Origin of the sequence: Neisseria sp. P0009.S008, from assembly GCF_051958615.1 — a bacterium.
GTDB lineage: Bacteria > Pseudomonadota > Gammaproteobacteria > Burkholderiales > Neisseriaceae > Neisseria > Neisseria subflava.
In genome coordinates, this window is record NZ_JBQCVG010000005.1 from 125,971 (window position 1) to 138,588 (window position 12,618).

At 50.1% G+C, this 12,618-nt stretch carries 16 protein-coding genes; 6 read left to right on the plus strand and 10 right to left on the minus strand.

From position 1 onward, the window contains the following. Nucleotides 1-30 precede the first annotated feature (30 nt). From ACTHSQ_RS05590 to ACTHSQ_RS05610, 5 genes are all read right to left on the minus strand, one after another. Nucleotides 31-303, minus strand: coding sequence for a hypothetical protein (locus ACTHSQ_RS05590; RefSeq protein WP_254321596.1), 273 nt, complete (start codon nt 301-303; stop codon nt 31-33). Next, nucleotides 293-676 (minus strand): adenosylmethionine decarboxylase, encoded by a 384-nt coding sequence (speD, locus tag ACTHSQ_RS05595; RefSeq protein WP_003686184.1) that lies wholly within the window; start codon nt 674-676, stop codon nt 293-295. Before speD ends, ACTHSQ_RS05590 begins: the two co-directional genes overlap by 11 nt. Continuing rightward, the gene (locus ACTHSQ_RS05600; RefSeq protein WP_440371403.1) at nt 673-2,367 is read right to left on the minus strand and encodes a DUF4178 domain-containing protein; all 1,695 of its coding nucleotides are present in this window, start codon (nt 2,365-2,367) and stop codon (nt 673-675) included. Before ACTHSQ_RS05600 ends, speD begins: the two co-directional genes overlap by 4 nt. A 203-nt stretch (nt 2,368-2,570) precedes the next feature. After that, a complete protein-coding gene (locus tag ACTHSQ_RS05605; protein WP_440371402.1) occupies nt 2,571-3,584 on the minus strand; it encodes an SPFH domain-containing protein in 1,014 nt (337 codons plus the stop codon). Nucleotides 3,585-3,634: 50 nt separating this feature from the next. Beyond that, nucleotides 3,635-4,033, minus strand: coding sequence for a DUF350 domain-containing protein (locus ACTHSQ_RS05610; protein ID WP_440371401.1), 399 nt, complete (start codon nt 4,031-4,033; stop codon nt 3,635-3,637). A 205-nt stretch (nt 4,034-4,238) separates the two neighbouring features. Between ACTHSQ_RS05610 and ACTHSQ_RS05615 the strand changes: the two genes are divergently transcribed. Beyond that, nucleotides 4,239-4,991, plus strand: a complete 753-nt coding sequence (locus ACTHSQ_RS05615; RefSeq protein WP_440371400.1) for a CPBP family glutamic-type intramembrane protease — start codon at nt 4,239-4,241, stop codon at nt 4,989-4,991. 73 nt (nt 4,992-5,064) lie between these two features. Here the strand turns inward: ACTHSQ_RS05615 and ACTHSQ_RS05620 are convergent, their stop codons facing one another. Continuing rightward, nucleotides 5,065-5,412: a hypothetical protein gene (locus ACTHSQ_RS05620; RefSeq protein WP_440371399.1), complete on the minus strand. Its 348-nt coding sequence runs from the start codon at nt 5,410-5,412 to the stop codon at nt 5,065-5,067. Nucleotides 5,413-5,586: 174 nt separating this feature from the next. Here ACTHSQ_RS05620 and ACTHSQ_RS05625 point away from each other — a divergent pair, with 174 nt between their 5' ends. Beyond that, on the plus strand, nt 5,587-6,477 hold the full coding sequence (locus ACTHSQ_RS05625; RefSeq protein WP_440371398.1) for a DMT family transporter: 891 nt from the start codon (nt 5,587-5,589) through the stop codon (nt 6,475-6,477). An 18-nt stretch (nt 6,478-6,495) separates the two neighbouring features. Next, the gene (locus tag ACTHSQ_RS05630; RefSeq protein WP_440371397.1) at nt 6,496-6,852 is read left to right on the plus strand and encodes an STAS/SEC14 domain-containing protein; all 357 of its coding nucleotides are present in this window, start codon (nt 6,496-6,498) and stop codon (nt 6,850-6,852) included. Nucleotides 6,853-7,105: 253 nt separating this feature from the next. Here ACTHSQ_RS05630 and ACTHSQ_RS05635 read toward each other — a convergent pair whose 3' ends face one another. Continuing rightward, nucleotides 7,106-7,585: a hypothetical protein gene (locus tag ACTHSQ_RS05635; RefSeq protein WP_440371396.1), complete on the minus strand. Its 480-nt coding sequence runs from the start codon at nt 7,583-7,585 to the stop codon at nt 7,106-7,108. Nucleotides 7,586-7,683: 98 nt separating this feature from the next. After that, nucleotides 7,684-9,402 (minus strand): arginine--tRNA ligase, encoded by a 1,719-nt coding sequence (argS, locus tag ACTHSQ_RS05640; protein WP_440371395.1) that lies wholly within the window; start codon nt 9,400-9,402, stop codon nt 7,684-7,686. Nucleotides 9,403-9,555: 153 nt separating this feature from the next. Between argS and ACTHSQ_RS05645 the strand changes: the two genes are divergently transcribed. Both ACTHSQ_RS05645 and ACTHSQ_RS05650 read left to right on the plus strand, forming a co-directional pair. Continuing rightward, nucleotides 9,556-10,092 (plus strand): isochorismatase family protein, encoded by a 537-nt coding sequence (locus tag ACTHSQ_RS05645; protein ID WP_440371394.1) that lies wholly within the window; start codon nt 9,556-9,558, stop codon nt 10,090-10,092. Nucleotides 10,093-10,105: 13 nt separating this feature from the next. Then, nucleotides 10,106-10,606, plus strand: coding sequence for an N-acetyltransferase family protein (locus tag ACTHSQ_RS05650; protein ID WP_440371393.1), 501 nt, complete (start codon nt 10,106-10,108; stop codon nt 10,604-10,606). A 56-nt stretch (nt 10,607-10,662) separates the two neighbouring features. On the opposite strand, the gene tehB is transcribed toward ACTHSQ_RS05650, so the two are convergent. Beyond that, nucleotides 10,663-11,532 carry an SAM-dependent methyltransferase TehB gene (tehB, locus tag ACTHSQ_RS05655; protein ID WP_440371392.1) on the minus strand — a complete coding sequence of 290 codons (870 nt, stop codon included), beginning with the start codon at nt 11,530-11,532 and terminating at the stop codon, nt 10,663-10,665. Between the two features lie 12 nt (nt 11,533-11,544). After that, a complete protein-coding gene (locus ACTHSQ_RS05660; protein WP_003678731.1) occupies nt 11,545-11,934 on the minus strand; it encodes a PH domain-containing protein in 390 nt (129 codons plus the stop codon). Nucleotides 11,935-12,052: 118 nt separating this feature from the next. On the opposite strand from ACTHSQ_RS05660, the gene rnhA reads away from it, so the two are divergent. After that, nucleotides 12,053-12,490, plus strand: a complete 438-nt coding sequence (gene rnhA, locus ACTHSQ_RS05665; RefSeq protein WP_036473212.1) for a ribonuclease HI — start codon at nt 12,053-12,055, stop codon at nt 12,488-12,490. The last annotated feature ends 128 nt before the right edge of the window (nt 12,491-12,618 follow it).

Sequence of the window (12,618 nt, forward strand, 5' to 3'; positions counted from 1 at the left end):
ACGGTACAACGAGGTTAATCAGGCCTCGCGTTATTTATGCCCTGCCGAATAACCATGATAGGAGCCGCCGGAACCGGAATGCGATGAATCACTTTCTTCTGCTTGGACATAGTTGAACAAGACGGTAAGGAAAATGATGAAAGCAAAGAAAATAATCGTCCCTACCCGTTCTTCTTCATAATCACGATCGTTTTTATATCTGTCAGAAACCCATATCCATACCAATGCACACAGACTGACCGCTATACCAACAGGGTTACGTAGGTGCGGTGACAGCCAGGCCGGAAAGATTTTATTGTTCAACAGCTGGTTGTATATCGCCCAGTATCCCTTCGCCACGTCGCGCAACCGTCCAAACAGCCCTTTCTGCCGCCAATTCCCTGCGCAAGATTTCCTTCACTTTTTCCAATTTCATACCGCCGCAGATAAATGCGTCAATGGCGGCGAAATGGTGTTCCGGCCAAGTATGGATACTGATATGGGACTCGGCAAGCAGCAAAACGCCGGTTACGCCGCCTGCGCCGCCGAATGTGTGGAAGTGTTCGGTTAATATGGTGGCTTCTGCGGCCTGTGCGGCAGCTGCTAAAGCGGTTTTCAGACGGCCTTCATCTTTTAAGATGGCTTCATCGCAGCCGTATAAGTCTAATAGGCCATGGTTACCGGGCATGTGGGTCATTTATGGCCTCCGGAATAGCCGCTTGAATAACCGCCGTAGCTTCCTCCTGAATGAACTCGGCTACCGTCATCATCCAAATCAGACAAATCTGCATAATTCATCATCGTAACAAAAACAATCAAAGCCATTGCACAAATAACATATCCCACTCGAGAGATACTCTGTTCGCCATTTTCATCTCTCTTCCGTCCAACTATAAAAAGAGCATAGACACCCCAACCGATAAGAAATATATCGAACAGTATATCGAAGCCATTCATAAACAATGACGGAATATTGACGATAACCAAAATAGCAATCATCAGAAGTCGTAATTTTTCATCGATATCATCTGCACTCATTTTCACGGTGTAAGATGATATTTTATTGGTCAGATTAAATGCGTCCGCAATTTCCCGATAAGCAATGGGGGTACTTCTACTCCATGCCATTTCGCGACTGTTTAGTTCGGAACCAAGCTTACGGCTTTGTCCGTCTCGGTAATCGCTGTAATAGTTCAAATCACCGCTTCGGACACGCCAATAGAAGGCGCCGGCAGCGACTTCTACCCTGCCTCCATAGTCATAAAGTTTGCCATAGCCTTGCGGTTGGCGGTTTCGGTCGAGGCGCGGCCAATCGTTCAAGGTTTCAGAAATATTCCAACCTTCATCAGCTTCAACCAGCCATAAGAAACCCTGAGTTGGGTTGTAAAGCAGATATTCCGACCATTGGCCTTCGGGTATGAGCACGCGGTTGGCTCCGTTGAACAGGTTGTCGAACGTTTCCTGTGCGTCAGTTTCGGCGTATCTGATCGCTCCCATAACGTAAAATTCGCGTTTTTTCAGACGGCCTGTCGAGCCGACAGGCAAAGTAAACATCGTATTTTGCGACAAACGCAGATTATTGGCGGTAATAAGCTCCGCTTTATCTTTGCCGACTGCCAATTCGCTGCCGCAACTTTGACAGTTCAGATGGGAAGTCAGACCGTTCACCCAATGAATGGATGAGCCGCAGTTAGGACAGTTTTCTGAAGTAATACTGCCTTTCAGACGGCCTGCACTTTCTTTAATTTCATCTTCGTGGCGCGTGTTTTCCAGCTTCAAATCATCTAGGTTTACCATGCGGCCAAAGAAGGCTTCGGGTGTTTTATTGTTGTAATCGAGCGTGATGAAAAGGTTTTCGCAACGCCAGTCGGAAACCCGATTTTCTGTATCCTCTTTCAAAACAAACGGTAATTCGCCCTGCGCAGCCACGCGTTTCAAACTGATTTTGCGGACATCGGAGGCAATATAGCGCTTATCTTGAAAAGTCAGCTCGCTAAATCCGGCTCGCGTGTCTTCAAATTTCGGCGGATTATCGATTTCGACCGGCATGGTCATCACATACAAATCGCCCGCCTCAGAAAGCCAACCGGCCCTGCCGTCGTCAAACAGCGCATACCATTCATTCCACGCACCATCGTCGTATTGCACCTGAAGCCGTCCGACCAAGGTAAAGCGTTGAGCGACAAATGTGCCGCTGGTTCCGATTTGCAGCGGACTAAAATCTTCCAGCAATGCGGAATCGCGGCCGGAGTCGACAACGCCGTTATCTTGCCGCACCAGCATGCTGTTGCAATAGCCGCACACCAGCGTCACAGCAGAAGCAGAATGCGCTTCGACAGGTGCGCCGCAGCTTGGGCAGTCGGTTTTGAAGAAAGGAGTTTGAGACATGGGTTTGCTTTTTCAGAATGGGTTGGAATGTTTCAGACGGCCTTAACGTTTATATCAACTGGTTTTATCAATGATTTCAAATTAGAAACAAACCAAATCGCCGAACGGACTCAATCAAATGATTCAAAAGGCCGTCTGAAACCTTTTCACAGAAGCAGCTCAACGCTTCTTTGAATGATATTTTTCAGACGGCCTTCAATTGATTAACCAATCAACTGTTTCAACACTTCAGCCTTGGCCTTATCAAAATCTTCTTGCGAAATCAAACCGCCATCCAGCAAAGACTTGAGTTTCACCAATTTCGCCTGCGGATCTTCGGCAGCCGGCTGAGCATTTTGCTGAGCCTGTTGCACATTCGGCTGCATCATGCCAGACATGGCACCCGCCATCGCCTGACCGATACCGGCACCCACACCCAAGCCTGCACCGATTCCGGCAAGTCCGCCTTCATTTTGTGCCGCAAGCGGGATGGATTCGGCGGTTTGATATTGGGTGTAGCGTCCCAAATCGCCGATAACGCCCATCGAAATTTTCTTATCCAACGCAGCCTGAATAGACGCAGGCAAGGTAATGCTTTCAACAGTGAAATTTTCCAACGCCAAACCCAGCTTGGCAAATTCCGCACCGAGCAATTCGCCGATTTTTTGCGACAGCAAAACTTGGTTCGCCGCCATATCCAAGAATGGGATACCGGAGCTGCCAAACGCGGCCGCCAATTGGGTGACTGCAATATTGCGCAGCTGGTTTTCCAAGTCTACACCGCTGTATTGCGCCGCCACGCCGCTGACTTCTTTGAAGAATTTTGCCGGATCGCTGATGCGGTAAGAATACATACCGAACGAACGCAGTTGCACCGCGCCAAACTCGGCATCACGTACGGTAACAGGTTGGGACGTACCCCATTTTCGTGCGAGCTGTTGTTTGGTATTGAAAAAGTAAACATCCGATTTAAAAGGGGATTCAAAAAGCTTGTCCCAGTTTTTCAAGTTGGTCAGCACAGGCAACGTTTGCGTATTGAGTGTGTAACGCCCCGGACCGAACACATCGGCGGTTATGCCTTCATCGACAAACATCGCCATCTGCGCCTCACGCACAGTCAGGCTTGCACCGTTTTGGATCTCCTCATCGGCAATTGGAAAACGCCACATCAGCAGGCTGTCGTCGGGATTCGGCCATTGAATGACGTCGATAAACTGTTTCTTGATAAAATTGAACATTTCAGTTCCTTATAAAATAAATCGGGATACAAAATTCAAGGTATGGGTATTCAAGTCAAGCAAGCAGCGTTCAAAATGCCGATCGAGATGGACACTGCACCAAACAACGCGCCGACGGCGACATTGTTGCCGATAAGTTCTGCGGTAGCGCCTTTAATCATCATTGTTGCTGCGAAATAGACAAAAATCTGAATCACTGCTGCGGCAAGTCCCCACAGGATAAAATCGATGAAGCTGATGCTGTGGGCAATGCTTGAGGCAAGCGTCAGACAGAAACCGACCAATGCGCCGCCAAACGACAAGGCGCAGGCAAGGTTGCCGTTTTTAATCAGGCGCAACTCTTCGACGGGGGTAATCCGCAGATATACAGCACCGAAAACTACAGTCATGGCAACACCTGCCAACATATATTGCAGGTAAAGCAGATATTGGGACAGAGAAATACTCACGATAAGATTCCTTGTTTTGCAATAAAGTGATTATGCCATATTTTTGAAGATAAACCCTTCGGAAATATGGCATTTTTAGAAGCGCTTCAGGCCGTCTGAAACGGTCAGATTTTTTAATTCATGTTTTATTGTGATAATTGTTGACAATTTTTGTATATTTATGTAACTATTGCGCACCGCTATTTATTAGAGTAACGAGGAGAATATGAGCATACTCGCCGCCATCCGCCCTAAAGAGCCTTTGCGCCATCTGCGCTGGTTTGACATGCTGATTGTAACCGCCATCCTGTTCGGTCAATTTGCCTACCGTTCTACCCAACTTTATATCGCCAGCCTGATGCCGCAAGTGGAAACAGCCGCTGCTACCGAAGAAGTGCGCGATACTGCAGTAACCGGCGTGGCTTATTCTGAAAACATGAGTCTGCAGTTGACGCTGCTTACTATTGCTTTGATTTACCTCGTTATCCGCCGTTTCGACTTCAAACAGTTGCCGATTCGCTTTAATTTAGGCGTATTGTTTTGGACGCCTGTAATTTTTATCCTGATGGGTCTGACCGCCGATGCGGTGACTTCGTTAAGCGGCGGCTACAATTACTTCACCACTGAAATTTTCCAATACATCAAGCCATTATCCATCTTCGACAAATTCGCTGCCCTTGCGCCGATGGCCATCCTCTACGGCCTTTTAAACGGCTTTTATGAAGAATTCTGTTTCCTCGGTCTTTTGACCTGCGTGGAAGACAAATACAAATGGCAGGCATTGGCCTATTCGATCTTGGTGCGCGTCTCCTTCCATACTTACCAAGGCATGCTTTGGGCGACCGTTATCGGCGTTGTTTTCGGCTTGATGTACTACTTCTTCTACAAATACAAAGTCAAAAACCTGCTGCCGTTTTTCCTGATTCACGCCTTGGCAGATATCTTCGGCTCCGGCTTCATCTATTTGATTTGCGCTTAATGGTAATGGTTGACTGAATAAACCAGGCCGTCTGAAACATCATTTTTCAGACGGCCTTTTATCATCTATCGGTTTACTTAATCAAAGTAATTGCCACATCCGCATCTTCGGTTGCAACGGCCTCAATCACTGCATCGCCGCCAAACCTCAACACCGATCCTGCGCCGACCGTATGTTTTTCAGTCTGATTCAACGTTACGTCAAAGCTTCCTTTTCCAACGGCAAAAATCAGCGTTTTAAAACCCGGATGATCGTGCGGTTTAATCTGCTCCCCTTTCTTCATGTCTTTCTTAACAACAATGTAATTTTCGCCGCTGAAAATTTTACCGTTTTCGGAAGAAACCTCTCCCAAAGGCGCGGCAGAAACGGCAATGGAAAACAAAGCAGACAGCAATACAGCAGGAATATTAGATACTTTCATGACAAGCCTTTCTTAAAACAGGGCTTCCATTCTATAAAAACCCGCTTTATTATTCCATAACAATTCTCATTTCCTAATAAAAAGGCCGTCTGAAACCCAACGATATTTTTCAGACGGCCTGATTGACCTGTATAATATTTTCTTATTAATAAAATCGCTTTACATACCCATCAAATGGAAACCATCAGAAAAGATCCGCTCGGCTCGGCATGGGTGGTTATTGCCACGCTCGGCTTTACCGTCATGAACCTCTCCGTCAAAGCCGCCTCTACACATTTCGGCTTTTCCAGCGGCGAGCTGGTCTTTTGGCGCATGCTGGTCTCCACCCTGTTCTTAGGCATCATGGCCAAAGTGCAAGGCAACACATTTTCCACACCGCATTGGAAAACCCATCTCAACCGCAGCGTCATCGGCACGCTTGCCATGATGTGCACGCTTTATTCCGTCATACATCTGCCGCTGGCAACAGGCGTCACGCTCAACTACACCTCCTCCATCTGGCTTGCCATCTTTTCATTTTTCATTTTAAAAGAACGAATTACGCTTTATACCCAAGCCATTCTGGTTATGGGCTTTATCGGAGTTATCCTGTTGCTCAATCCATCTTTTCAAGGCGGACAGGAATTTGCCGCGCTGGTCAGTTTGGCAGGCGGCGCCATGTCAGGCTGGGCGTATTTGCAAGTGCGCGAACTCTCGCTTTTGGGCGAACCGGGCTGGCGCGTGGTGTTTTACCTCTCGCTTACCGGCCTGATTATGAGCGCAGTCTGGAGCACCATCACAGGCTGGCATCCGCTGACCGTCTCTTCCCTGCCCTATCTGGCCGGCATCGGCATCTCCGCCATGATTGCACAATTGACCATGACCCGCGCCTATAAGGTCGGCAAGAAATTTACCGTTGCCTCGCTTTCCTACCTGACCGTCGTTTTCTCCGCCCTGTCCGGCGTACTGCTTTTCGGCGATAAAATCACTTGGCAGGAAGCTGCCGGCATGGTTATCATTGTTGCAGGCGGCGTGTTCAGCAGTTTTACTCCGGCCTCAATCAAAAAATTTCTGATGAAGCAATAATTTAACAAGGAGAACACCATGATTTCCATCCGCGAACAATCTTACGGCTTAAACGTAGCGCTGTACAACGAGTTCACTTTGGACGATTTCCGCCAATTGGAAGAAGCCTTGTTGGCCGCAAAACAAAAAGTCCATCTGCCCGACATCCTGTTGGACTTGTCCATGCTGAAAGACTTCACCATCGATATGGCGGTCGAGCAAATCAAATTTCTCAACCAACACGATACCGACTTCGGCCGCGTTGCCGTCATTACCGACGACATTTGGATCAAACTCGGCGCGCGCCTGTCCAGCCTTCTGACCAACCAACATCCCAAATATTTCAGCGACGCTGCCGAAGCACAGGCTTGGTTGTTGGCAAGCAATTTGAAATAAAGACAAGGCCGTCTGAACGCATTACCTGAGCAAATTCAAAACCGCTTAGGCTCAAAATCAACGGCATCACAATATTTTTCAAAGCATAAAAAAAAGGCCGTCTGAAACTTTCAGACGGCCTTTCTTGATTCAAACGAAGCGGTAATGGAAAACGACGGCCGGCAATCCGTTTCAAGCCAAAACACCGCATCCATACCGTCCGACTACCCTGCCGATCCACCTCCGCAGCCATTGTCCCGCATTGCCGCCAAACCTACTTCGGCTGACTGCTCCCGCCGGCTTTGGCATCCCAATAATCGGCCTGCCGTTTATTCTCGGGCGTTTGTTCCGCAGAGAGGCTGTAATATTGCCAAAGCCGCTTGGCGGCGGCCGTGTCGCCGTTTTCCGCTTTCTCCCGCAGCAGGTCGATTTGCTGCGGCCGGAGATGGTAGATACTGCCGGTGGACACGGGGGCATCGGGATCGTAGCGTTCTTCATCCAATACTTGTTGCAGGCGTGGCGGGAGGGTGATGCCCCGCCGTTTCAGTTCGTATGCCCACGCGGCGGCATCGTGATAACGGTAGGCAGCCAAGTGTTCTTCGGCATAGGCCGACAATTCTTCATTGGTCGGCACGGCATCGGAAGCCGTTGGCGGATGTTCTTGGGAAGCGGGTCGGTTATCGGGCATGGCGGGACTTTCCCGGCAGGAGGTAAGGAGCAATAAGGCGGCAAAGATGGCCGGCAGGCGTTTCATGATTTTTCGCTCCGATAAAAGGTTTGAAAAGACGGCAGGCGGAAGGAAGCCGATAAACAGAGGCCGTCTGAAAAACAGTTTTCAGACGGCCTTTTCATTTACATCACATCCAACACATCAATGCCCAGCAAATCCAAGCCTTGTTTCAGCGTGTCGCCGGTGAGCTTCGCCAGTTGCAGGCGGCTGTTGCGGGTTGCGCCTTCTGATTTCAGAATCGGGCAGGCTTCGTAGAAGCGGCTGAACAAGGTGGCGATTTGATATAGGTAGGCAGCGAGGTAGTGCGGATACGCAGTATCTGCCACGCTTTGCAGCACGTCTTCGAATTTCAGAAGCTCGGCGGCAAGTTGTTTTTCCAGCGGTTCGGTCAAAACGGTTGACGCGGTCGCGTCCCATTCGCCGGCTTTGCGGAACACGCTTTGCACGCGGGTGTAGGCGTATTGCAGGTAGGGGGCGGTGTTGCCTTCAAATGAGAGCATGGCGTCCCAGTCGAACACATAATCGCTGGTGCGGTTTTTGCTCAAATCGGCGTATTTGACCGCGCCGATACCGACGGTTTTGCCGATTTTCGCCGCTTCGTCTGCGCCCAATTCGGGATTTTTTTCTTTCACCAAAGCCGTGGCGCGCTCGACGGCTTCGGTCAGCAGGTCAACCAGTTTTACGGTGTCGCCGCTGCGCGTTTTGAACGGCTTGCCGTCTTTGCCCATCATGGTGCCGAAGCCGATAAACTCGGCTTTTGCATGTTCCGGCAGATAGCCTGCTTTACGGGAAGTGGTAAAGAGTTGCTCAAAGTGCAGGGCTTGGCGGTGGTCGACGACATACAGCAGGCGGTCGGCTTTCAGACGGCCTATACGGTAGCGCAGACATGCTAAGTCGGTGGAAGCATAAAGGAAGCCGCCGCCTTGTTTTTGGACGATAAATGCGGCAGGTTCACCCTCTTTATTTTTGAACTCGTCCAAGAACACGACTTTCGCGCCGTCGTCTTCGACTGCCAAACCTTTTTCGACCAAATCATCAACTACGGGTTGCAAATCGTCGTTGTACTTCGATTCGCCCGCCACGTCTTCAGGGCGCAGCTTCAAGCCCAGCGTGTCGTAAACGGCCTGGGCGTGCGAGAGCGAAATATCGACAAACTGTTTCCACAACGCCAACACGGTTTCATCGCCGCCTTGCAGCTTCACAACATATTCGCGCGCGGTGTCGGCAAAGGCGGGGTCTTCGTCAAAGCGCACTTTGGCGGCGCGGTAAAACTGCTCCAAATCCGCCAGCTCGAACGCGGCGTTGTCTTTTTGCTGCTCGACCAAATAAGCGACCAACATGCCGAACTGCGTACCCCAGTCGCCGACGTGGTTTTGGCGGATGACGGTGTTGCCCATAAATTCCAACACGCGCGAAATGCTGTCGCCGATGATGCTGGAACGCAGATGGCCGACGTGCATTTCCTTCGCCAGATTGGGTGAGGAATAGTCGATGACGACGGTTTGCGGTTTGTCAGTTTTTGCCACGCCGAAACGCGCGTCGTTTAAAGCCGCATGAATGTTTTGGGCGAGAAATTCGGGGCGCAGGCGCAGGTTGATGAAGCCCGGGCCGGCCACTTCCGCGCTTTCAATCACGGCATTGCCCGCCAATGCTTCGGCCACTTTTTGCGCCAACTCGCGCGGATTTTGTTTGGCTTTTTTCGCCGCACCCATCACGCCGTTGATTTGGAAATCGCCGTGTTCGGCGTTTTTGGTCGGCTGCAAAACAACGGGACTGTCGGCGATGCCTGCGGCGGCAAAGGCGGCGGCGGCTTCGCGTTCGACGGTTTGGTATAAATTCATGTTGTCGGTCTCTATCAATTCAAATCAGGCGGTATTTTAAAAGAATTTCAGGCTTTAAAACAGGGCAAGCTGCAATACTTTTCCAGCGGCTTGTTATATGATTGCATTCTGATTCAACGATTTTGCTGTCAAGGCCGTCTGAAAGGAAAAGCCATGAACCCGAAAAATACGCTTTGTCTGATTGTCGATATTCAAGAACGCCTGCTGCCCGCCCTTTCCGGCGCGGACGAAATGTTGGAACGCTGCCGCCTGCTGATTCAAGGCTTGACGGCTTTGGACGTACCCTTTGCCGTAACCGAACAATATCCGAAAGGTTTGGGCAACACCGTATCCGCCGTATCGCTGCTGTTGCCCGAAGGTACGCCTATTGTCGAGAAAACCCGATTTTCAGCGTTTTTACCCGAAATTCAGGAAATATTACGCAAAAACGACATTAAAAACGTTATTTTAGTTGGAGCGGAAGCGCATATCTGTATGCTTCAGACGGCCTTGGATTTGAAGGCGCAAGGTTACGCCGTATCCCTGCCTTTTGAATGCACCGCCTCGCGTACAACGGCCAACCGTGACAATGGTTTGGCGCAAATGAACCGTCAAGGCATTATCGTTTCCAATGTCGAAAGTATTTTGTTCCAACTGCTCGGCGATGCCAAACATCCAGCCTTTAAGACTATCTCCAAACTGATTCAATAACAGGCCGTCTGAAATGCAATACACCATCCGCCCTGCCCTGCGCCAAGACTTGCCCGCCATCGTCGATATTTACAACAGCACCGTGGCCACGCGCCAATCTACGGCCGATTTGTCGCCGACCACGGTTGCCGAACGCGAAATGTGGTTTGCCGCACACACGGACAAACGCCCGATCTACGCCCTTTACGACACCGACGGCACCGTATTGGCCTGGGGCAGTTTCAGCGACTACCATCCGCGCTACGCCTACCACATCAGCGCGGAAGTCAGCGTTTATGTCCGCCACGATATGCGCGGCGCAGGCGTGGGCAAAATCCTGTTGCGGCACATGCTCGAACGCGCGCCGTCCTTAGGCATCCGCAACGTCATCGCGCTTGTGTTCGGCCACAACTATCCGAGCCTGAACCTGTTTCACCGTTTCGGTTTTGAAGAATGGGGGCGGCTGCCGCAAGTCTGCGATTTGGACACCATGTTGGCAGACGTGGTGATTTTGGGCAAAAGGATTGTGGATTGATTACGGCAAAGGCCGTCTGAAAACTGAATTCAGACGGCATTTTGACGGTAAAACCTTTATTCCGGTTTCTTCGCCAGCATGGTAACGAATTTAAACTGAATCGGATTGCCGAATTCGTCTTTCGCGTGCATCGAACCCAGCTCTTCCTTGTATTCCACCAATTCCCAATCCTTATAGTATTCGCGCAGTTCGCCCTCGCCAAACTTGAACGGGAACGGCATCGGGCAAGGGAAATCTTCTGTATCCATCGCAGACACGATCAGATTGTAGCCGCCGGGGTTGGTGTGTTCCTTCATGTTGGTAATCACGTCAGGAACGTAACGCGGCATCAGGAACATAAACACCACGGTCGCCACCATATAATCGAAGTTTTCCTGAATATTGGCGGCGTTGAGGTCGTATTCAAACGCGCGGACATTCAGTTCTTCGATACGCGCCAGCTCTTCCACGTTTTGAACCGCATTCGGATTATTATCGACAGCGGTAACGTCAAAACCTTTCAAACCCAAATACAGCGCGTTTCGACCCTGACCGCAGCCCATATCCAAAACCTTGCCGACAGGCACGATGCCTTCGGCGGCGCGGACGGCCGAATGTGTCGCGCTCATGCCGTATTTCTTATTGAAATAGTCCGCCGCCTCGCAGTAAAACGACAGTTGAATTTCCGTATCTTGCGTTTGCGGCGCGATAAAGTGCCATGCTTGCGGATGGATAATCCAATCATCGCTTTCAGGCGTCAGCTCATGCGTGGCCGTAATATTGCCCGCTTCGTCCACTTCGTTGAAGTTCAGACGGCCTTGGAGGACATTGAGGCAGCCCCAAGTACCGGCAGCAGTATTGTGTTTGGACAACAAGGCTTCGGGAATCTCGTCCGCCGTCCACACAGGCATCTGTTTGTAACAAAACAACTCTTGCTGTTCGCTCATCATGTTTCCTTTCTATTTTGACGGTTTCAACACAGCTTCTGCCAAGGCTTTCTGAATGGCAATCACGCTCTTGTCGCTTTTAAACTGCAAGGTTTCGGTCGGCGCTTCGCCGGAAGAAACCCAAATCTTCAGCTCGGCATCCAAATCGAAATGACCCGAGGTTTCCACCGAAAAGCGCGACACGGAACGATACGGAATCGAACGGTAAGACACTTTCTTACCGGTCAACCCCTGCTTGTCCACCAACACCAGCCGATATTCGGTAAACACAATCAAATCGCGCACCAGGCTGAATGCCATTTTTACCTGTTCGCCATCAATCAGGATATTCGCCAAATCGCGTTCCACCGCATCGGCGTCTTTTTGCGAAGCATTGCCCAAAAGGCCGCTGAACAATCCCATATCTGCCTGCTTTCTATACGAGTGATAAGTCAGGGTATTTTACACGCGCAAACCGTATTTGCCGATATTTCAGACGGCCTTATGTTATGATACCGCCTTATTCGACAAAGACATGCCCATGGATAAACCCGTTTACCTCTACACCGACGGCGCATGCAAAGGCAACCCCGGCGCAGGCGGCTGGGGTGTATTTATGCGCTACGGCACACACGAAAAAGAATTGTTCGGCGGCGAAGCCGAAACCACCAACAACCGCATGGAGCTGACCGCCGTCATCGAAGGACTGAAATCCTTAAAACGCCGCTGCCAAGTCGTCATCTGCACCGACTCGCAATATGTCAAAAACGGCATGGAAAGCTGGATACACGGCTGGAAAAAAAACGGTTGGAAAACCGCCGCCAAAAAACCGGTTAAAAACGATGATTTATGGAAAGAGCTGGATAGTTTGGTTCAACAGCACGATGTCCGCTGGACGTGGGTAAAAGGCCATGCCGGACACCCTGAAAACGAAAAAGCCGACGAGCTTGCCAATCAGGGGGCTGCAAAATTTGCATAACACTTCACCCATGACTGTCCTAAAACATCTCAAGCCGTTGTTTTGGATTGCCGTCATTGCATTGATTTGTGTGATCACGTTAAGAGTGCCGAAGAATGTGACGACTGAATCACGCTCGCCTATTTATT

What these genes read in the sequence shown, in the direction of transcription:
- speD (WP_003686184.1), bottom strand. Translation starts at nt 676, where the DNA reads ATGACCCACATGCCCGGTAACCATGGCCTATTAGACTTATACGGCTGC.
- ACTHSQ_RS05600 (WP_440371403.1), bottom strand. Translation starts at nt 2,367, where the DNA reads ATGTCTCAAACTCCTTTCTTCAAAACCGACTGCCCAAGCTGCGGCGCA.
- ACTHSQ_RS05605 (WP_440371402.1), bottom strand. Translation starts at nt 3,584, where the DNA reads ATGTTCAATTTTATCAAGAAACAGTTTATCGACGTCATTCAATGGCCG.
- ACTHSQ_RS05615 (WP_440371400.1), top strand. Translation starts at nt 4,239, where the DNA reads ATGAGCATACTCGCCGCCATCCGCCCTAAAGAGCCTTTGCGCCATCTG.
- ACTHSQ_RS05620 (WP_440371399.1), bottom strand. Translation starts at nt 5,412, where the DNA reads ATGAAAGTATCTAATATTCCTGCTGTATTGCTGTCTGCTTTGTTTTCC.
- ACTHSQ_RS05625 (WP_440371398.1), top strand. Translation starts at nt 5,587, where the DNA reads ATGGAAACCATCAGAAAAGATCCGCTCGGCTCGGCATGGGTGGTTATT.
- ACTHSQ_RS05630 (WP_440371397.1), top strand. Translation starts at nt 6,496, where the DNA reads ATGATTTCCATCCGCGAACAATCTTACGGCTTAAACGTAGCGCTGTAC.
- ACTHSQ_RS05635 (WP_440371396.1), bottom strand. Translation starts at nt 7,585, where the DNA reads ATGAAACGCCTGCCGGCCATCTTTGCCGCCTTATTGCTCCTTACCTCC.
- argS (WP_440371395.1), bottom strand. Translation starts at nt 9,402, where the DNA reads ATGAATTTATACCAAACCGTCGAACGCGAAGCCGCCGCCGCCTTTGCC.
- ACTHSQ_RS05645 (WP_440371394.1), top strand. Translation starts at nt 9,556, where the DNA reads ATGAACCCGAAAAATACGCTTTGTCTGATTGTCGATATTCAAGAACGC.
- ACTHSQ_RS05650 (WP_440371393.1), top strand. Translation starts at nt 10,106, where the DNA reads ATGCAATACACCATCCGCCCTGCCCTGCGCCAAGACTTGCCCGCCATC.
- tehB (WP_440371392.1), bottom strand. Translation starts at nt 11,532, where the DNA reads ATGAGCGAACAGCAAGAGTTGTTTTGTTACAAACAGATGCCTGTGTGG.
- ACTHSQ_RS05660 (WP_003678731.1), bottom strand. Translation starts at nt 11,934, where the DNA reads ATGGGATTGTTCAGCGGCCTTTTGGGCAATGCTTCGCAAAAAGACGCC.
- rnhA (WP_036473212.1), top strand. Translation starts at nt 12,053, where the DNA reads ATGGATAAACCCGTTTACCTCTACACCGACGGCGCATGCAAAGGCAAC.